Raw genomic sequence first — 16,988 nt, 5'->3', positions numbered from 1 at the left:
GAGCCTGCGGCTCGTGATGGCGTCCCTGATTATCAGCTCGGTGCTCTCGGTCTTTTCCACCGGGATACAGCTCTACTACAGCTATGAAACGCAAAAACGTGAAGCCTTTGCCAGCCTGCAGCTCGTCAAAGAAACCGTGTCCGACCCGCTCTCCCGGGGGCTTTGGGAATTCAATCTGGACATCGTGCAGGCCATCCTCGAAGGCATAGCCGCCGGGGATTTCATCAGCGCAGTGTCGCTGGACACGCCGACCGGCCACGCATGGCAGGTCGGCCCCCTGCAGCCGGACCGGTTCGATGCCACCTACCCGCTGCTTTATGCGCCGCCGGGAGACGCCCCGCAGGACGTGGGCACGATCAGTTTTGCGCTGGACTTCAGCAAAATGCAGCAGCGCATCTGGGCCCAGCTCTGGACCACTTTGGCAGCCAATATCACCAAGGCTTATCTGGCCGCCCTGGGGATGCTTCTGGTGTTTCACCTGCTGGTCACCCGGCACCTGCTGCACATTGCCCGCCATCTTGGCGAAACCCCGGGCACCACAGCCAGGCGGGGATTGGTGCTGCCGCGGCTTCGGCGGGCACCGAAGGACGAGCTGGACACGGTCGCAGCGGCTGTCAACAAGTATGAAGAGCGCATCAGCCGCCACTTCTCTGAGATGGAGCGCGAAATCGAGGACCGCAAACAGGCTGAAGCTTCCGCCACAGAAGCCCTGTCGGTCCGCACCGTTTTTCTGACAACGCTCAGCCATGAGATCCGCACCCCGCTGAACGCCATCCTAGGGTTGCTGCACCTGATCGAAATCAGCCCGGACTCCGCTCCCAAGACCCGCCGCCATGCCCAGGCCGGGCTCGCCGCCGGACAGAACCTGCTGGAGATGCTGACCAACACATTGGAAGCCGCCCGTCTGGAAGCCAATGCAGTTGAGTTCAGCCCGTCCTGCACCAATATCCGCGCTTTGGCAGATCATTGGCTGGAAACCGGCAAGGCCGCAGTCCACCGGCGCGGAAAAGGCGATGCCATCAGCGTCACGCTCGAAATGCATCCCGATCTGGCAGAACACTACCGTCTGGACGGCGCCCGCGTTTCGCAGGTTGTCGGCAATCTGACTGACAATGCCGCCAAGTTCGCCTCTTCGGGGCAGATTTGCATTGCTGTCTCGCCTTGCCTTCAAGACAGGCCAGGACCGGCTGCGCAACTAGCAGTCTCCGTCCGTGACACCGGCTCGGGAATTCCTGGGAGCAAACGCCAATTGGTCTTTGACCGCTTCAGTCAAGTTGACCAGGGGTTGAATCGAAAGCATGATGGATCGGGGCTCGGGTTGTCGATATCTTCCGGAATTGCAGAACTGATGGGAGGGTCCCTTGAGCTTCTGGAGCCTCCAAGCGATGGCTTTTCGACCGAATTCCTACTGCTGCTTCCAACCGAGGCAATAACGAAAGAACCTGCCGATGCGTAATCCGCGGAAAGTCCTGCTTGTCGAAAACGACGAGTTCACCCGCTATATGATGCGCGAGATTATTCTGGCTCTCGGCGTGGATGTGGAAATTGCCGAGGACGGACAGGAAAGCATTGAGATCCTGAACAATGCGCCAAACGAGTTCGGGCTGGTGCTGATGGATTTGCACATGCCGCGGGTCTCGGGAATTGACGCAACCCGAAAGATCCGCGAGGCGCCGCTGGACCCGCCCCAAAGCCTGCCGATCGTCGCAGTGACCGCGGATGTCTCCTACCACGACGACGCTGTTGTCAAACAGCTGGGTATGAACGGATTTGCTTCCAAACCGGTAACACCCGGGCAATTGCTGAACCTGATAGACAAATTCTGCGCGGCGGCCTAGCAGGCCTTCCCATATTGCCGCCGGACCGGCGGTTGCGGGCAGGCTGCAAACCCGCCCGCAGCTTGTTAAAGCCGCTCGATTGCCAGGGCGATACCCTGGCCGCCGCCGATGCACATGGTGACCAGCCCTTTCGAGCCTCCTGTGCGCTCCAATTCATAAAGCGTTTTCAACGTGATGATTGCCCCGGTTGCCCCCACCGGATGGCCAAGTGCAATGGCGCCGCCATTCGGGTTCACCTTAGCCGGGTCGAGACCCAGCTCCTTGTTCACGGCAAGCGCCTGCGCCGCAAAGGCTTCGTTCGATTCAATCACATCGAAATCCCCAGCCGATAGGCCGGTCTTATTCAGCAGGTTGCGCACCGCCGGGACCGGCCCGATGCCCATCACTTCCGGCCGCACCCCGGCATGGGCATAGCCCAGGATCCGCGCCTTGGGTTTCAGCCCCGCCTTCTCCGCAGCCGTGGCGGTTGCCAGCACCATCGCCGCCGCACCATCGTTGATACCGCTTGCATTTCCGGCGGTTACCCGGCCGTCCTTCTGGAACACCGCCTTCAGCCCTGCCAGTTTCTCCAGCGACGTGCCCTTCGGATGCTCATCCACTTCAAAGGGCACCAGATCACGTTTCACTTTCACGTCTACCGGCGTGATCTGGCTGCGGAAGTGCCCCGCCTCGATCGCAGCCGCAGCGCGGGTCTGGCTGGTGAGGGCAAAGGCGTCCATCTCCTCGCGGGTGATGCCGTGTTCATCGGCAACATTTTCCGCCGTGACGCCCATGTGGCCGGTGCCGAAGGGGCAGTTCAGCGCACCCAGCATCATGTCGAGCGACTTCACATCGCCCATTTTGGCCCCCCAGCGGCTCTGCTGGATGATGTAAGGGCTGCGCGACATGTTCTCGGCGCCGCCCGCCAGGGCAAACTCCGCATCGCCCATGGCAAGCGATTGAAAGGCCGAGACAATTGCCTGCACGCCGGAACCGCACAGCCGGTTCACGTTCATCGCCGGCACCGCATCCGGCACCCCTGCCTGCATCGCAGCAACCCGGCTCAGGTACATGTCGCGGGGCTCGGTATTGATGATGTGGCCGAACACCACATGGCCGATCTGGCCGCCCTCGACGCCTGAGCGCTCCAGCGCCGCCTTGGAGACGGTTGCAGCCAGGTCGATGGGCGCGGTGCCCGCCAGAGCGCCGCCAAAAGTGCCGATAGCGGTGCGGGCGCCGTCCAGGATCACGATGTCGGTCATTGTCTCATTCCTCCTCAGGTCTACCGCCACTATGCACCCGCAGCATGGACCTGTCTGCCCGGACGTGCCGTCACCACAACGCCGCGTCACCTGCCGTGCACCCCTTGTACACCCCCTGTGCACCGCTGCGGCGCAGCATCGCCAATAACCAGAGCATTTGACAAACCCGCCCCGCCGGCGCAGAGAATCCGTCATGACGGAAAACACAGACGATATCCTGACCCTGCTGCCCGCCCGCCTGAAAGAGGCCCGCCGCGCCCAGGGCCTGAGCCTGGAGGCGGTGGCCAATCTCTCCGGCGTCAGCCGCTCGATGGTGAGCCAGATCGAACGCGGCGAAAGCTCCCCCACCATTGCGACGCTGTGGAACCTCACGCGCGCGCTGCAGGTGGATTTTGCCGGCCTGCTGGAAGCGGGCGACATGAAAGACCGGATCGAGGTGCTGCGCGCCGCGGACGTGCCCAAGATCGAGAACATGGGCCAGGGCTGCCGCATCCGCATCCTGTCGCCGCCGGAAGAGGCCGGCGGGCATGAGGTCTATGATATCCGCTTCGATAAAGGCGGCGCGCTGACCAGCCAGCCCCACACCCGCGGCGCGATGGAGCAGCTGACGGTGCTGGAGGGCGAGATCGCGGTCAGTTCCGGCAATGCCAAGGACCATCTGCAGGCCGGCGACACTGCCCGCTATGCCGCCGACGTCGCGCATTCGATCTCCGCGCCCGAGGGGCCTGCGCGGGTGTTTCTGATTGTGAAGAATGCTTGAGGGAAGACAGCTTAGAAATTCCCTGAACGGTTAAGCCTAATCACATAGAGACTGGCTTTTCCTAGCGTGGAACCCGGTCTCCAGACTTATACCAAGGCGGCAGAATAACCGGTTGCGGAACGCATTTCTCAACCAGTAGTGTTTCTTCGCCGGCCGCAAACAGGTTCAATCCCGCAGATACGGCAACAAGCCCGGCGTCCTCGCAGTACTGCTCAGCAGCCCGCGCCAACGCCAAGACGTCTGAGACCGCTTCGATATCCAACTGCGCCGGAGTTACTGAGAGTACGTAAGTGTTTCTGTCGGTTACCGTCTCAACCGGAACAAAGTGGTGTGTTGCTTGTGATCCATCTTCATTGAAGTGTCTTACAGTTCCTTTCACGACAGCAATTTTATGCTGAAAAGTCAGCTGGAGATCCGGACGGTCATCGAAAGGTTCGTATGTCTGTGGAAGCGGCTTATGAAGAGGCTGACCGCTGCATCCCGAAACGAGCAAAGTGGTGAGTGCCGGCATCACAATGCTCCGAAAAGCCGATTCAGGCGATGGCCCAATATCTGAAAAATATCTGAATCTCTTCATTATCAATGTCTTCACAAGAAAACTGTTAGCCCGAGTATGAATGCATTTTGGCCTCCAGCGAAGACAATGTTCAAGAAACATACTTTGACATTCAGAGCCGCGTTTTCCCGGCGCCGGCTTCCGGTCAGACAGCAGTAGTTAGCCCGTGGAACAAGTCTTTGTGAACAAACGCCTTGAAAGACTCACCCCCACGGCCCATATGAAGGGCGCTTACGTTATTCTTGTCGATCCACTGTCTCCCCGTCACCGGCGTTTTCAGTCTCTCGATCCAGACCGACTACGCCAGGCTGCCGCACCGACGCGGGCAGCAAAAACTTTAGGAGACTACGGATATGGCCACCGGCACCGTAAAATGGTTCAACACCACCAAAGGCTACGGCTTCATCGCACCCGACGGCGGCAGCAAAGATGTGTTCGTGCACATTTCCGCTGTTGAGCGTTCCGGCCTGACCGGCCTGGCGGACAACCAGAAAGTCACTTTCGACATCGAACCCGGCCGTGACGGCCGCGAGTCGGCAGTGAACCTGTCGCTGGACTAAGCTTTACAGCTTAGCGGTTTTGAAACGCGGCTCCCGAAAGGGGGTCGCGTTTTGCGTTTCGAGCAGTCAGCCCTTGTTCTTTTCGTTCCAGAGTTTGGGCTCCCACAGCTCAACCTTGTTGCCCTCCGGGTCCATGATCCAGGCGAAACGCCCGTTTTCGTGGGCCTCGGGGCCTTGCAGGATCGGGATGCCCGCCTTGGTCAGCTGCGTGATCATGCCATCCATATCGTCGACCCGGTAGTTGATCATGAAAGAGGCGGTGCTGGGGCTGAACCAGGTGCCGTCCGGATCCGCGGTGCCCCAGACGGTGAGGCCGCCGTCCTCGGCCGTGTCATCCTGCCAGTGCAGTATGGCACCGCCGAAGTCATTGAGCTCCAATCCCAGATGATCGCGGTACCATGCGGCCAGCGCCTTGGCGTCCCCACTCGCCTTGATGAATACCCCGCCGATGCCTGTAATCCGCGCCATGACTGTCTCCTTCCTTCAGCTGCCGGGGCAGATAGGTCGGTTTGGTGGAATTTCACCCAGATGTTCCAGTTTCACGGATTTTTTTCCGGGATAATGAATTCCTGTATTCCGGAAACACGTCCGCTATGCTAGACACGCGACTCGAGACATCCAGGGAGTTTGCTCATGTCCAACGCATTTCTGACCGACATCTCCAACACGCTGGCCCAGATTGAGGGTGAGGGACTGTATAAACGTGAGCGAATGATCACCTCCCCGCAGGGGGGCGAGATCACAGTCGGGGACCGGGCCGTAATCAACCTCTGTGCCAACAACTATCTGGGGCTGGCGGACCACCCTGCCCTGATCCAGGCGGCCAAGGACGCGATGGAGCCGAAGGGGTTCGGCATGGCCTCGGTGCGGTTCATCTGCGGCACACAGGACATTCACCGGGAGCTGGAGCAGCGTTTGGCAAAGTTTCTGGGCAAGGATGACGCGATCCTGTTCGCGGCCTGCTTTGACGCCAACGGCGGGCTGTTCGAGCCGCTCTTGGGGCCGGAGGATGCGATTATCTCGGACTCGCTGAACCATGCGTCGATCATCGATGGGGTGCGCCTGTGCAAGGCCAAGCGCTACCGCTACCTGAACAGCGATATGAACGACTTGGAGGCCTGGCTGAAGCAGGCCCGTGAAGACGGCGCGCGCCATATCATGATCGCAACCGACGGCGTGTTCTCGATGGACGGCTATCTGGCGAAACTGCCGGAAATCCGGGCACTGGCGGACAAATACGATGCGGTTGTGATGGTGGATGACTGCCACGCCACCGGCTTCATGGGGGCGACGGGCGCCGGCACGCCGGAGCATTTCGGGGTGGACGTGGACATCCTGACGGGGACTTTGGGCAAAGCACTTGGGGGGGCCATCGGCGGTTATATCGCCGGGCCGCAGCCAGTGATCGACCTGCTGCGGCAGCGGGCGCGGCCCTATCTGTTCTCCAATTCGCTGCCGCCATCGATTGTTGCTGCCGGGCTGGAAGCGATCCGGCTGGTGGAAGAAGGGGACGGGCTGCGGGCGCAGCTGTTCGAAAACGCGCGCTACTGGCGGGATGGACTGGAAAAGCTAGGTTTTGATCTGCTGCCCGGCGAGCATCCGATCATCCCCGTGATGCTGGGCGAGGCGCAGCTGGCGCAGGACATGGCGGCGCGGCTGTTTGACGAGGGCGTCTATGTCTCCGGCTTCTTCTTCCCGGTGGTGCCGCGCGGCCAGGCGCGGATCCGGACGCAGATGAATGCGGCTCTGACCCGGGAAGAACTGGACCGGGCGCTAGCGGCATTCGCGAAGGTCGGCAAGGAACTGGGAGTGATCTGATGAGCCGTCCGAACACGATGAAGGCGCTGGAGAAAAGCCATCCGCAGGAAGGCCTGTGGATGGTCCAGGCGCCGGTGCCGGAGATCGGCCCCGACGAGGTGCTGATCAAGGTCAAGAAGACCGGCATCTGCGGCACCGACATCCACATCTGGAACTGGGACGAATGGGCCGCGCATACGGTGCCGGTGCCGCTGATCACCGGCCATGAGTTTGCCGGCGAGATCGTCGAGCTGGGCAAGGATGTGACCGGGCTGGAGATCGGCCAGCGCTGCTCGGGCGAGGGGCACCTGATCGAGCATGACTCGCGCCAGTCCCGGGCCGGCAAATTCCATCTGGATCCCGGCACCCGCGGCATCGGGGTGAATGAGCAGGGCGCCTTTGCCCAGTATCTGAAGCTGCCTGCTTTTAACGTGGTGCCGCTGCCGGATGACGTGCCGGATGAAATCGGTGCGATCCTCGATCCGCTGGGAAATGCGGTGCATACCGCCTTGAGCTTTGATCTGCTGGGCGAGGATGTGCTGATCACCGGCGCAGGGCCGATCGGCATCATGGCAGCAGCGGTGGCGCGCCATGCCGGGGCGCGGCATGTGGTGATCACCGATATCAACCCGGATCGTCTGAAACTCGCCGAACACGTGGTGCCGACGGTGCGGGCCGTGAATGTGGCGCGGGAAGAGCTGCAGGATGTGATCCATGAGCTGGGCATGACCCAGGGGTTTGACGTCGGACTGGAAATGTCAGGTAACCAGGCAGCACTGGATCAGATGGTCGAGGCGCTGGTGATGGGCGGCAAGATTGCGCTTTTGGGAATTCCGCCGGGGAAATCGCCGGTGGATTGGAGCCGCATCGTGTTCAAGGCGATCACCATCAAGGGCGTCTATGGCCGTGAGATGTTCGAGACCTGGTACAAGATGATCGCCATGCTGCAGAACGGGCTGGATGTGAGCCGGGTGATCACCCACCGGTTCGGCGTCGATGAGTTTGCCGAAGGCTTTGCGGCGATGAAATCGGGGTCCAGCGGCAAGGTGGTACTGAACTGGTTCTGAGACTGTTGAGGGGGGCTTTGCCCCCTCGCGCCTTCGGCGCTCACCCCCAGAGTATTTTTGACCAGAAAGAAGCTGGAAGGTTTAAGGGGTCAGCGGCACCCGGCCCTGATCTGTCAGCAGCCAGCAGCCACGGCCTTCGAAGACCGCAGCGGTGAGCGGGCGGCCGTAGCCGGCGCCGCTGTCGAGGTTGATCCGGTTCACCCGGTGTTCGGCCTGCTTGGCTGGAGTATGGCCATGAACCACCAGCCAGGGGTGCACGCGCTCGTCCTTTAGGAATTCCTGGCGAATCCAAATCAGGTCGTCTTCACTTTGCTCTTCCAGCTGCAAGCCGGGGCGGATTCCTGCGTGGACAAACAGCAGTTCCCCTTCCTGATGGAAAGGTTTCAGACCTGCCAGGAAGGTCAGATGCGCTTGCGGCACCGCGCCACGGGCGCGTTTGTGGACCTGGTAGATCCGGTCCCCTTCGGCCACATCCACGCCGTAGGACTGCAGGGTCTCGATGCCGCCCAGCCGTTCATGCAGCCAGTGATAGCCGATCAGAAGCTGGGAGTCATTGCGCGGATACTCCTCCAGGAACATCGAGAACATCCGGTCGTGGTTGCCTTTTAGGCAGATCCAGCTGCGGCCCGCGGCCTGGCCCTGCATCAGCCGCTCGATCACCCCGCGGCTGTCCGGCCCGCGGTCAGTGTAATCGCCCAGGAAAACGATGCGTGCGTCCGGGCCGCCGTCGGCCTCGATCCGCTGCAGTGCATCTTCGAGCATGGCCAGCTGGCCGTGGATATCTCCGATGGCGTACACTGGTTGTGGCATGTCAGCCCCTTTCAGATCCGTGCTGTACTGGCTCCTGCAGCCAGCAAAAGAGTAATGAACACCGCTTGGCGCAGCCGCCGCCATCCGTCGGATTCGACGCGGCTTCCCGGATCAGGCAGCAGAAACAGAACCGCATTGCCAAGCAGGACTGCAAGCACCACGTCTTTCGTCCAAATCAAAGTGCCGATCAAGGCTGCGAACGCAGACAAGAGCAAAAGAAGAATACGCGGCAGGCGGCTTTCATCAATTACAGGCTGGCCGTCGCGCGGCCGGGCAAGGACTCCGTTGGTTATTCCCATCCCTAATCCAAACGTCACAGCGGCATTGATCCCCTGCACTGGGTCAAAGACCCTGGACAGCAGCAACCCCGCCCCCCAAAGCGCCCAGTAAAACAGGAGACTGGCAATCCGGTAATCATCCGGCTGCCGCTTTCCAGAGGGCCACGCATCCGCCTTCCAGGCATTGACGCCAACCAAGGCGGCGGCCAGCGCAAGCTGCATCATTTCGGCGGGATCAATTGGGAATCCTGCCTGAAAGCAAAGCAGAACAGCATAGCCGGCCCCGAAAACAGGGAGGGCCAGTTTTACCAAAGGCTGCAACGGGGAAAACGGTTTTTCCTGGGCCATCAAATCACTGAGAAAAATCAATGGCTGCAGGCTAGTTGAGAAACCGCCCCTGATGAAGAGCGGTTTCCCTGTTTTTCATCGCCGCACTCAGGCGACGTCGAATTCCAGCGGCTTGATCTGGTTGAACAGCCCGGTTTCCGCCAGTTTGGCCCGGGCCTCGGCCGGCACCTGTTCGTCGACGTAGAGGAGCGCAATGGCTTCTCCGCCCGCCTCGGCCCGGCCCAGGGTGAAGTTGGCGATGTTGACGCCGTGGTCGCCCAGGGTGTGGCCAAGGGTGCCGATGATGCCCGGCACATCCTCGTTGGTGGTGTAGAGCATATGCGCGCCCACATCGGCCTCGATGTTGATGCCCTTGATCTGGATGAACCGCGGCTTGCTGTCGGAGAAAACGGTGCCCGCGACCGAACGCTCGCGCTTGGAAGTCACCGCAGTCACTTTGATATACCCATCAAACGAACCGGACTTGTCCTGATTGGTGGTTGAAATCTGAATGCCGCGCTCCTTGGCGACCACAGGCGCGGAGACCATGTTCACCTCGGGGTTGGAACGCTTCATGATGCCGGCAATCACCGCACAGTTCAGCGCGTCTAGGTTCATGCCTGCAGCCACCCCATCGTAAAGGATGTTGATCGCCTTGATCGGCTCGTCGGTCATCTGGCCCACGAAGGAGCCCAGGTGGTCGGCCAGTTTGATCCAGGGGCCCATGACCTTGGCTTCCTCAGCCGTGACTGACGGCATGTTGAGCGCGTTTTCGACGGCGCCGGTCAGCAGGTAGTTGGACATCTGCTCGGCCACCTGCAGGGCAACGTTTTCCTGCGCCTCGGTTGTGGCGGCGCCCAGATGCGGAGTGCAGACCACGTTGGGCAGGCCAAACAGGGCGTTTTCCTTGGCCGGCTCGACCGAGAACACATCGAATGCCGCACCAGCCACATGGCCGGAGGTGAGGAGTTCCGCCAGCGCGGCCTCATCCACCAGGCCGCCGCGGGCACAGTTGATAATGCGCACGCCCTTCTTGGTCTTTGCCAGGTTCTCCTTGGACAGGATATTACGGGTCTGGTCGGTCAGCGGCACATGCAGGGTGATGAAATCGGCGCGCGCCAGCAGCTCGTCGAGTTCGACCTTTTCGACGCCCATCTTGTCGGCTTTTTCAGTGCTCAGATAGGGGTCATAGGCCGCAACCTTCATCTTGAGGCCGCGGGCACGGTCGCAGACGATACCGCCGATATTGCCGGCACCGATCACACCCAGGGTCTTGCCAGTCAGCTCAACCCCCATGAATTTCGACTTTTCCCATTTGCCGGCATGGGTCGAGGCCGAGGCCTCGGGCAGTTGGCGGGCAACCGCGAACATCATGGCGATGGCATGTTCGGCGGTGGTGATCATGTTGCCGAACGGCGTGTTCATCACGATCACGCCGCGTTTGGAGGCCGCCTCCTTGTCGACATTGTCGGTGCCGATGCCGGCACGGCCGACGACCTTGAGGTTGTCCGCCTTCTCCAGGATCTTTTCAGTCACCTTGGTGGCAGAGCGGATGGCGAGGCCATCGTATTGGCCGATGATTTCAGCCAGCTTGTCCTTGTCCTTGCCGACGTCGGGCAGGAAATCGACATCAATGCCGCGATCGCGGAAGATCTGAACGGCGGTTTCCGAGAGCTTGTCGGAGACGAGTACTTTGGGAGCCATGGGTTTGGGTCCTTTGATAGCAGGGTCTAAGTGGGAGCGCGGGTTCGGGCGCGCTCCTGATCAGTCAAGAAGCCGTTCAGGCCGCTTCGGTCTGGGCTGCGATCTCGGCCTCAAAGGCCCATTTGATCCAGGGCATCAGCGCCGCCACATCGGTGGCTTCCACCGTGCCGCCGCACCAGATCCGCAGGCCCGGAGGCGCGTCGCGGTAGGCACCGATGTCGTAGGCCACGCCTTCGGTTTCCAACCGTTTGGCAACGGCCTTGGCAAAGGCAGCGCCATCCTGGATGCGCGGGTCGGTGAATTTGAGGCAGACAGAGGTGTTGGAACGATGTTCCGGCTGTTCTGCCAGGAAGGAGATCCAAGGGTTGTCCTGCACGAAGCTCTGAACCGCGGCGAGGTTGGCATAGGCGCGTTCGCGCAGGCCTTCCAGCCCGCCGATCGAGCGGGCCCAGTCCAGCGCCAGCAGGTAATCTTCCACAGCCAGCATCGAGGGCGTGTTGATGGTGGCGCCCTGGAAAATGCCTTCGATCAGCTTGCCGCCCTTGGTCAGGCGGAAGATTTTGGGCAGAGGCCAGGCGGGGGTGTAGCTTTCCAGCCGCTCCACGGCACGCGGAGACAGGATCAGCATGCCGTGAGCCGCTTCGCCGCCTAGCACCTTCTGCCAGGAGAAAGTGGTCACATCCAGCTTGTCCCAGGGCAGGTTTTGCGCGAAGGCCGCGGACGTCGCATCGCAGATTGTCAGCCCTTCGCGGTCCGCCGCGATCCAATCGCCATTGGGAACCCGGACACCGGAAGTGGTGCCATTCCAGGTGAAGACAACGTCATTTGCGAAATCGACGGTGGAGAGGTCCACAATCTGGCCGTAATCGGCGGTTTTGACGGTGGCGTCCAGCTTCAGCTGTTTCACCACATCGGTCACCCAGCCGGAGCCGAAGCTTTCCCAGGCCAGCATCTCGACCCCGCGGGCGCCCAGCAGGTTCCACATCGCCATTTCCACCGCGCCGGTGTCCGAGGCCGGAACGATGCCGATCTTGTAATCGGCGGGGATGTTCAGGATTTCGCGGGTGCCTTCGATTGCCGCCTTCAGGCGCTCTTTGCCCACTGCAGCACGATGCGAGCGGCCCAGCGGCGCACCGGCAAGTTTGGCAACATCAAAGACAGGAGGTTTGGCGCAAGGCCCCGAGGAAAAACGCGGATTGGCCGGCCGCGATGCCGGTTGTTCAATAGCCATAAATGCTACCCTTCCAGATAAGCGCCCCTCGTTGGGGAGGGGTGTCCCGCCCTCAGAGCTAGGGTGCTGCAGCGCGGCACGCAACCGAAAACTTGGAGAAATACGGCCAATGAAACGCTTTTTGCGACACATTTTTCCACCATCGGAAACAACCGCTTCAAAATGAGGGCAAGCGGCCTGCCTTATAACGGCCCCTGTTTTTGACGGTTTCCGTCAGGCTGGCCGATCCGGAAACGGGCCGCTATGACAAAGGGAATCCAAACGGAATGGAGCCCGCCGATGTATGTTGCCACCCTGCTCTGCAACCCTGCCAGCCCGGTGCTGGAGCCTGCACTGATCGAATCGCTGCGCAATGCCTGGGGCGGTGGCGAGGCCGATTGGCTGGCTCTGGGCGTGGCGGCAGAATTTCCTTTGGAGCAGATGCCAGACAACCGATGGGAGATCTGGCAGGACCTGCAGCAGATGGGGGTGGATCTGGTCATTCAGGCCGCTGAGGGGCGCCGGAAAAAGATGCTGCTGGCCGATATGGACTCGACCATGATCCAGCAGGAATGCATTGACGAGCTAGCCGAGGAGGCGGGGGTCGGTGCCCGGGTCAAGGAGACCACCGCGCGGGCGATGAACGGTGAATTGGACTTCGAAGGCGCGCTGACAGAACGGGTCGGGCTGCTTAGAGGGCTGCCCGAGACGGTGATTGCCAAGGTGCTGGCCGAGCGCATCACCCTGATGCCCGGCGCCAGACAGCTGCTGGCGACGATGAAGGCACAGGGCGCCTATGCAGCATTGGTTTCGGGCGGATTCACCGCGTTTACTGCGCAGGTGGCAGCGGAGCTGGGCTTTGACGAGAACCGCGCTAACACGCTGCTGACGGAAGACGGAAAGCTGACCGGAGAGGCAGGCCGACCCATCCTTGGCCGCGAGGCCAAGGTGGAGGCATTGGAGCAGATCACCGCACGGCTTGGGATCGGTGAAGCCGAAGTGATGGCCGTGGGCGACGGCGCCAATGATCTCGGCATGCTGAAACGCGCTGGTGCAGGCGTTGCGCTGCACGCCAAGCCTTCAGTTGCAGCGGAATGCGGTATTCGCATCAACCACGGCGACCTGACTGCACTGCTCTATATTCAAGGCTACAATCAGAACGCGTTCAAAGGCTGAACCAGCCAGCAGCTCTGTCTGCCGTGCCAATTGCACCAGATACAGGAAACGGGGCACTCCCGCGGCCGCAGATGTGGCTGCTGTCGCAGCCACCCCTTGGCGGCCTTGGGCCAGGCTCAGCGCCCTAGGCGCTGAGCCTGGCCCAACGGAAGGAAGGCTGTTCGCAGAACAGGCTGACGACGGGCGGGAGCGCGACCTCCGCTCGGGACCGGCTTTATACATCCGGGAAGTTTTCACTTTCAATAATTAACTATTTCGTTAATAATTATCCTATGACACCGCTTCTAAAGTCCTTTGCCGCCCTGTCAGACGAAACCCGCATGTCGATCGTTGATCAGCTGATCACCCAGGGCGAACTGCCTGCGGGCGATCTGGCCCCCGGCGCAGGCATCTCAGCGCCGGCGATTTCGCGCCATCTGAAAGTGCTGCGCGAAGCCGGGCTGGTCCGCCAGCGGGCGGAAGGCACCAAGCGGCTCTATTCTGCCCGGCCGGAGGGGCTGCGGATGATTGCGGATTGGACCCAGTCCCGCAAGGCCTTTTGGGAAGGCAGCCTGGACCGGCTGGAAGCAGCCTTGATGGAGGGCGATGGATGAGCGGCCTGCAGATGCAGCGGACCTTCCCGGTCAGCCCGGAGAAGCTGTTTGATTGGGTGACCACCCCGGACAAGCTGCTGAAATGGTGGGGGCCTGAGGGCGTGCAAATCCCGGAACACGATCTGGATTTCAGCCGCACCGGTCCCTGGCACTCGGTTATGCAGAACAGCGACGGCCAGCGCTTTCATGTGTCCGGCCAGGTCACCCATGTGAATGCGCCGAAATCCGTCGGCTTCACCTGGGCCTGGCACGGCGAGGACGGCAGCCGCGGCGCCGAGAGCCATGTGACCTTCACCATCGCCGCCGCCGGTGACGGCGCAATGCTGCTGATCGACCACCGCGACCTCGGAGATGATGAGGTTGCCGCAAATCACGAAAAAGGCTGGACCTCCACTCTGCGCAAACTGGAGGCACTGCTCGGCCAGGCCGCCTGAACCATCATCCACAGCAACCAAGGGAGAAGACCAATGCCACAGTTCATTTTTGCGTACCACGGCGGCAAGACCCCGGAAAGCGAGGAGGAAGGCGCCAGAGTCATGGAAGCCTGGAAGAATTGGATGGGGTCGATGGGGGAGGCCCTGAAGGTCCCTGGAGCGCCGGTGGGACTGTCCAAGACTGTCAGCAGCGGCGGCGTGGCGGATGACGGCGGCGCAAACCCGATCTCGGGCTACACGGTGGTCGAAGCCGCAGACCAGAATGCAGCCTGCGAAATGGCCAAGGGCTGTCCGATGGTGGTGGATGGCAGCGGCTCGGTCGAAGTGGCCGAAATCATCGAGATGGATATGTAGTGCAGATGCCCCGGCCCAGGAGCCGGGGCATCACTTCTCAAAACAGCAGTTCGGCTGCGGGACGGATTGAACCGCATTCCAGGCCGCGGCGGCTGTAAAGCACCTTGTTCATGTATTTTTTGGTCTCCGGATGGTCTGCCTCCAGAACGCCCAGGCTGACGAGCAGCGTTGCAATCGCGCATTCGCTGGCACGGGTGGTGCCGTCGGTGATCTTCAGCGCAACGCCCAGCTTCTGTTCAGGCAGAATCGCGATGAACACTGCCTCGGCGCCGGTCTTGATGGCCACCTTGCCGCCCATGGCGCGCATCAGATTGGTGCAGCAGCGGGTTTCGCCGGCCACCAGTTCGGGATGGGCGGTCATCGCTGCGACCAGCTGCTGTGCAGCCTCGGACGGCCGGTCGGAGCGGTCAGAAGCACTTGCAAACCAGGCCATCGACCGGGCCAGGCCAGTGACGGTGGTGGCGAAGTTCGGCGCCGAGCAGCCATCGATGCCATAGCCAGGGCTGTCCTGGCCGGTGGTTTCCTCAAACGCAGCAAGGCAAGCCTGCTGCACCGGGTGGCTGACGTCGATGTATTCCGCATTGCCGCCCAGATACTGGTTCAGGGTCAGAAAGCCCGCGTGCTTGCCCGAGCAGTTGTTGTGCACCTGGCACGGGCTGTTGTCGGTCTTGATCAGCTCGGTACGGGCCGGGATGTCATCCGGCAGCTGCGGGCCGCAGCGGAAATCGTCATCGCTGAGCCCCAGCTGGCCAAGCCAGCTGTTCACCCGGTCCGTATGGATATGGGCGCCGTTGTGGGAAGCGCAGGCCAGTGCCAGCTGTTCGGAAGTGAGCCCATAGCGCGCAGCGGCGCCGGAGGTGATCAGCGGCAGCGCCTGGATCATCTTGGCGGAGCTGCGCGGATAGATCACCGCATCCGGATCGCCCCAGCTGCGCACCACCTGGCCGCTGCCGTCGCAGATGACGGCGTGGCCCAGGTGCAGGCTCTCCAGGATCGGGCCGCGCCAGACTTCGGCCATGGGCACAGGTTTCGCCATGATGTCTCCCCTCATGTTTCCGTGCGGTTTTTCTGGGCGAAATCCTGCCAAAACGCACTTTCGCCCGTGGTGCTAGTTACGTTAGTGTGCTTGTGTAGCGCAAGCGAGGGGATCGGGACCAGACAGCGGATGAACGCTGCGGGCCCTTTGCTTGGTTTTGAGGTATGAGAACAGTCTTGGAGTCGGGACAAATGGCATTGAAACTCGCCCGCGTGGCTGCGGGCCTGTGTCTGGCAGCATTGGCAACCACCGCAATTGCGCAGGAGACATCGAACAACCGGGTCGCTGCGAATGTGGACTGGAGCGTCTTTGAGGGCGACAACCCGGCGGAGTGCTGGGGCGTGTCGGCGCCGAAAGAGACCGTGAACACCCGCGACGGCCGGGTGGTGGCAGTGCGCCGCAGCGAGATCCAGCTGTTTGTCACCTTCCGCGATGATAGCACTCCCAAGGGCGAAATCAGCTTCACCGGCGGCTACCCCTTTGCGCCGGGTTCCACGGTGAACATGGCCATCGGCGAGTCTCAGTTCGAATTGTTCACTGAAGGCGAATGGGCCTGGCCGGCCACGCCTGCAGATGATGCCAAGATCATCACCGCGATGAAGCGCGGCTCGAATGCGGTGATGACTGCGCGATCGGCCCGCGGCACCCAGACCAAGGACACTTTCTCGCTGCTGGGTTTCACCGCAGCGGTGGAAGACGCGGAAAAGCGCTGCAGCAACTAATCTTGCAGGCGGCAACCAGACCAAACCCCGGCCCGTGCCGGGGTTTTCTTGTTTGAACGCCGCAAGCCGCGTAGCATGGGGACAGGAGGTGCCGCCATGCTGAACTCTTCCATCCTGCCGCCCGCCGCCCTTGCAGCTATGCTGCTGGCGCCGATTTCTCTGGCCAACCCCGCGCTTGAATGCGGAAAGGGCAGCCAGGAGGAGGTCGGCTCCTGTGTGGCCGATGACGAGGAAGGCGTTGAAACTGCACTGCTCAACGCGCTGGAAGCCGCAATGGTCGCCGCAGCAGAGCGCGACAACACCAAAGGCGGGACAGCCACCGAGGCGGCATTGATGGAAAGCCAAACTGCCTGGGAGGCCTTTCGCGCAGCCCATTGCAGCTTTATCGGCACGTCCCACCCGGTGCAGGAAGAAGCCGGCATTGCCACCCGCGCCTGCTGGACCACCTTGGGCCGTGACCGGGTCGGCGAGCTGGTGCGCCTGGGCAGCGGTGGGGGCCAATGAACTTTGCCTGAGGATTCCTTT

Annotated in this window: 20 protein-coding genes; 12 read left to right on the top strand and 8 right to left on the bottom strand. The window is 61.5% G+C overall.

From position 1 onward, the window contains the following. Positions 1 to 16: 16 nt before the first annotated feature. Together RA19_RS12000 and RA19_RS11995 are read left to right on the top strand one after the other, a co-directional pair. Positions 17 to 1,456 (top strand): sensor histidine kinase, encoded by a 1,440-nt coding sequence (locus RA19_RS12000; protein ID WP_193748260.1) that lies wholly within the window; start codon positions 17 to 19, stop codon positions 1,454 to 1,456. Continuing rightward, on the top strand, positions 1,449 to 1,838 hold the full coding sequence (locus RA19_RS11995; protein ID WP_039162813.1) for a response regulator: 390 nt from the start codon (positions 1,449 to 1,451) through the stop codon (positions 1,836 to 1,838). The genes RA19_RS12000 and RA19_RS11995 overlap by 8 nt, the downstream gene beginning before the upstream one ends. A gap of 65 nt (positions 1,839 to 1,903) precedes the next feature. On the opposite strand, the gene RA19_RS11990 is transcribed toward RA19_RS11995, so the two are convergent. Continuing rightward, entirely contained in the window at positions 1,904 to 3,079 is a 1,176-nt protein-coding gene (locus RA19_RS11990; RefSeq protein WP_039162811.1) for an acetyl-CoA C-acyltransferase family protein, read from the bottom strand. 193 nt (positions 3,080 to 3,272) lie between these two features. Between RA19_RS11990 and RA19_RS11985 the strand changes: the two genes are divergently transcribed. Further along, positions 3,273 to 3,839: a helix-turn-helix domain-containing protein gene (locus tag RA19_RS11985; RefSeq protein ID WP_039162808.1), complete on the top strand. Its 567-nt coding sequence runs from the start codon at positions 3,273 to 3,275 to the stop codon at positions 3,837 to 3,839. A 61-nt stretch (positions 3,840 to 3,900) separates the two neighbouring features. Here RA19_RS11985 and RA19_RS26565 read toward each other — a convergent pair whose 3' ends face one another. Beyond that, on the bottom strand, positions 3,901 to 4,350 hold the full coding sequence (locus tag RA19_RS26565) for a hypothetical protein (RefSeq protein WP_152615742.1): 450 nt from the start codon (positions 4,348 to 4,350) through the stop codon (positions 3,901 to 3,903). A 398-nt stretch (positions 4,351 to 4,748) separates the two neighbouring features. Here RA19_RS26565 and RA19_RS11980 point away from each other — a divergent pair, with 398 nt between their 5' ends. Continuing rightward, entirely contained in the window at positions 4,749 to 4,955 is a 207-nt protein-coding gene (locus RA19_RS11980; RefSeq protein WP_039125638.1) for a cold-shock protein, read from the top strand. 66 nt (positions 4,956 to 5,021) lie between these two features. Here the strand turns inward: RA19_RS11980 and RA19_RS11975 are convergent, their stop codons facing one another. Then, on the bottom strand, positions 5,022 to 5,423 hold the full coding sequence (locus RA19_RS11975) for a VOC family protein (RefSeq protein WP_039162804.1): 402 nt from the start codon (positions 5,421 to 5,423) through the stop codon (positions 5,022 to 5,024). A gap of 165 nt (positions 5,424 to 5,588) precedes the next feature. On the opposite strand from RA19_RS11975, the gene RA19_RS11970 reads away from it, so the two are divergent. Both RA19_RS11970 and tdh read left to right on the top strand, forming a co-directional pair. Then, a complete protein-coding gene (locus RA19_RS11970) occupies positions 5,589 to 6,773 on the top strand; it encodes a glycine C-acetyltransferase (RefSeq protein WP_039162803.1) in 1,185 nt (394 codons plus the stop codon). Positions 6,774 to 6,790: 17 nt separating this feature from the next. Next, positions 6,791 to 7,819 carry an L-threonine 3-dehydrogenase gene (gene tdh, locus RA19_RS11965; RefSeq protein WP_039162984.1) on the top strand — a complete coding sequence of 343 codons (1,029 nt, stop codon included), beginning with the start codon at positions 6,791 to 6,793 and terminating at the stop codon, positions 7,817 to 7,819. Positions 7,820 to 7,900: 81 nt separating this feature from the next. Here tdh and RA19_RS11960 read toward each other — a convergent pair whose 3' ends face one another. The 4 genes from RA19_RS11960 to RA19_RS11945 all read right to left on the bottom strand — a co-directional run bounded on the left by RA19_RS11960 (position 7,901) and on the right by RA19_RS11945 (position 12,169). Next, a complete protein-coding gene (locus tag RA19_RS11960; protein WP_039162802.1) occupies positions 7,901 to 8,629 on the bottom strand; it encodes a metallophosphoesterase family protein in 729 nt (242 codons plus the stop codon). A gap of 11 nt (positions 8,630 to 8,640) precedes the next feature. Further along, complete coding sequence (locus RA19_RS11955; protein ID WP_152615741.1) at positions 8,641 to 9,255, bottom strand: hypothetical protein; 615 nt, start codon at positions 9,253 to 9,255, stop codon at positions 8,641 to 8,643. An 87-nt stretch (positions 9,256 to 9,342) separates the two neighbouring features. After that, positions 9,343 to 10,938 carry a phosphoglycerate dehydrogenase gene (gene serA, locus RA19_RS11950; RefSeq protein ID WP_039162797.1) on the bottom strand — a complete coding sequence of 532 codons (1,596 nt, stop codon included), beginning with the start codon at positions 10,936 to 10,938 and terminating at the stop codon, positions 9,343 to 9,345. Between the two features lie 76 nt (positions 10,939 to 11,014). Then, positions 11,015 to 12,169, bottom strand: coding sequence for a phosphoserine transaminase (locus RA19_RS11945; protein ID WP_039162795.1), 1,155 nt, complete (start codon positions 12,167 to 12,169; stop codon positions 11,015 to 11,017). Positions 12,170 to 12,448: 279 nt separating this feature from the next. Between RA19_RS11945 and serB the strand changes: the two genes are divergently transcribed. From serB to RA19_RS11925, 4 genes are all read left to right on the top strand, one after another. Further along, entirely contained in the window at positions 12,449 to 13,324 is an 876-nt protein-coding gene (gene serB, locus RA19_RS11940; protein WP_039162793.1) for a phosphoserine phosphatase SerB, read from the top strand. A 272-nt stretch (positions 13,325 to 13,596) separates the two neighbouring features. Beyond that, entirely contained in the window at positions 13,597 to 13,917 is a 321-nt protein-coding gene (locus tag RA19_RS11935; RefSeq protein ID WP_039162792.1) for an ArsR/SmtB family transcription factor, read from the top strand. After that, positions 13,914 to 14,351 (top strand): SRPBCC family protein, encoded by a 438-nt coding sequence (locus RA19_RS11930; protein ID WP_039162790.1) that lies wholly within the window; start codon positions 13,914 to 13,916, stop codon positions 14,349 to 14,351. Before RA19_RS11935 ends, RA19_RS11930 begins: the two co-directional genes overlap by 4 nt. Positions 14,352 to 14,384: 33 nt before the next feature. Next, entirely contained in the window at positions 14,385 to 14,705 is a 321-nt protein-coding gene (locus RA19_RS11925) for a YciI family protein (RefSeq protein ID WP_039162788.1), read from the top strand. Positions 14,706 to 14,742: 37 nt separating this feature from the next. On the opposite strand, the gene RA19_RS11920 is transcribed toward RA19_RS11925, so the two are convergent. Next, positions 14,743 to 15,741 carry an asparaginase gene (locus tag RA19_RS11920; RefSeq protein WP_039162787.1) on the bottom strand — a complete coding sequence of 333 codons (999 nt, stop codon included), beginning with the start codon at positions 15,739 to 15,741 and terminating at the stop codon, positions 14,743 to 14,745. Between the two features lie 191 nt (positions 15,742 to 15,932). Here RA19_RS11920 and RA19_RS11915 point away from each other — a divergent pair, with 191 nt between their 5' ends. Both RA19_RS11915 and RA19_RS11910 read left to right on the top strand, forming a co-directional pair. Then, positions 15,933 to 16,463, top strand: a complete 531-nt coding sequence (locus tag RA19_RS11915; RefSeq protein WP_039162786.1) for an invasion associated locus B family protein — start codon at positions 15,933 to 15,935, stop codon at positions 16,461 to 16,463. Between the two features lie 96 nt (positions 16,464 to 16,559). Continuing rightward, complete coding sequence (locus tag RA19_RS11910) at positions 16,560 to 16,967, top strand: lysozyme inhibitor LprI family protein (RefSeq protein WP_052261763.1); 408 nt, start codon at positions 16,560 to 16,562, stop codon at positions 16,965 to 16,967. Positions 16,968 to 16,988 lie beyond the last annotated feature (21 nt).

Origin of the sequence: Leisingera sp. ANG-M1 (genome assembly GCF_000813745.1) — a bacterium.
Classification (GTDB): domain Bacteria; phylum Pseudomonadota; class Alphaproteobacteria; order Rhodobacterales; family Rhodobacteraceae; genus Leisingera.
This window is presented reverse-complemented; position numbering and strand designations above follow the sequence as displayed.

Excerpts from the sequence above, each read along its gene's own strand:
- RA19_RS12000 (WP_193748260.1), top strand. The coding sequence starts at position 17 with ATGGCGTCCCTGATTATCAGCTCGGTGCTCTCGGTCTTTTCCACCGGG.
- RA19_RS11960 (WP_039162802.1), bottom strand. The coding sequence starts at position 8,629 with ATGCCACAACCAGTGTACGCCATCGGAGATATCCACGGCCAGCTGGCC.
- RA19_RS11970 (WP_039162803.1), top strand. The coding sequence starts at position 5,589 with ATGTCCAACGCATTTCTGACCGACATCTCCAACACGCTGGCCCAGATT.
- RA19_RS11915 (WP_039162786.1), top strand. The coding sequence starts at position 15,933 with ATGGCATTGAAACTCGCCCGCGTGGCTGCGGGCCTGTGTCTGGCAGCA.
- RA19_RS11975 (WP_039162804.1), bottom strand. The coding sequence starts at position 5,423 with ATGGCGCGGATTACAGGCATCGGCGGGGTATTCATCAAGGCGAGTGGG.
- RA19_RS11955 (WP_152615741.1), bottom strand. The coding sequence starts at position 9,255 with ATGGCCCAGGAAAAACCGTTTTCCCCGTTGCAGCCTTTGGTAAAACTG.
- serB (WP_039162793.1), top strand. The coding sequence starts at position 12,449 with ATGTATGTTGCCACCCTGCTCTGCAACCCTGCCAGCCCGGTGCTGGAG.
- RA19_RS11980 (WP_039125638.1), top strand. The coding sequence starts at position 4,749 with ATGGCCACCGGCACCGTAAAATGGTTCAACACCACCAAAGGCTACGGC.
- RA19_RS26565 (WP_152615742.1), bottom strand. The coding sequence starts at position 4,350 with ATGCCGGCACTCACCACTTTGCTCGTTTCGGGATGCAGCGGTCAGCCT.
- serA (WP_039162797.1), bottom strand. The coding sequence starts at position 10,938 with ATGGCTCCCAAAGTACTCGTCTCCGACAAGCTCTCGGAAACCGCCGTT.
- RA19_RS11990 (WP_039162811.1), bottom strand. The coding sequence starts at position 3,079 with ATGACCGACATCGTGATCCTGGACGGCGCCCGCACCGCTATCGGCACT.
- RA19_RS11930 (WP_039162790.1), top strand. The coding sequence starts at position 13,914 with ATGAGCGGCCTGCAGATGCAGCGGACCTTCCCGGTCAGCCCGGAGAAG.
- RA19_RS11935 (WP_039162792.1), top strand. The coding sequence starts at position 13,597 with ATGACACCGCTTCTAAAGTCCTTTGCCGCCCTGTCAGACGAAACCCGC.
- RA19_RS11945 (WP_039162795.1), bottom strand. The coding sequence starts at position 12,169 with ATGGCTATTGAACAACCGGCATCGCGGCCGGCCAATCCGCGTTTTTCC.
- RA19_RS11995 (WP_039162813.1), top strand. The coding sequence starts at position 1,449 with ATGCGTAATCCGCGGAAAGTCCTGCTTGTCGAAAACGACGAGTTCACC.
- RA19_RS11985 (WP_039162808.1), top strand. The coding sequence starts at position 3,273 with ATGACGGAAAACACAGACGATATCCTGACCCTGCTGCCCGCCCGCCTG.
- tdh (WP_039162984.1), top strand. The coding sequence starts at position 6,791 with ATGAAGGCGCTGGAGAAAAGCCATCCGCAGGAAGGCCTGTGGATGGTC.
- RA19_RS11925 (WP_039162788.1), top strand. The coding sequence starts at position 14,385 with ATGCCACAGTTCATTTTTGCGTACCACGGCGGCAAGACCCCGGAAAGC.
- RA19_RS11920 (WP_039162787.1), bottom strand. The coding sequence starts at position 15,741 with ATGGCGAAACCTGTGCCCATGGCCGAAGTCTGGCGCGGCCCGATCCTG.
- RA19_RS11910 (WP_052261763.1), top strand. The coding sequence starts at position 16,560 with ATGCTGAACTCTTCCATCCTGCCGCCCGCCGCCCTTGCAGCTATGCTG.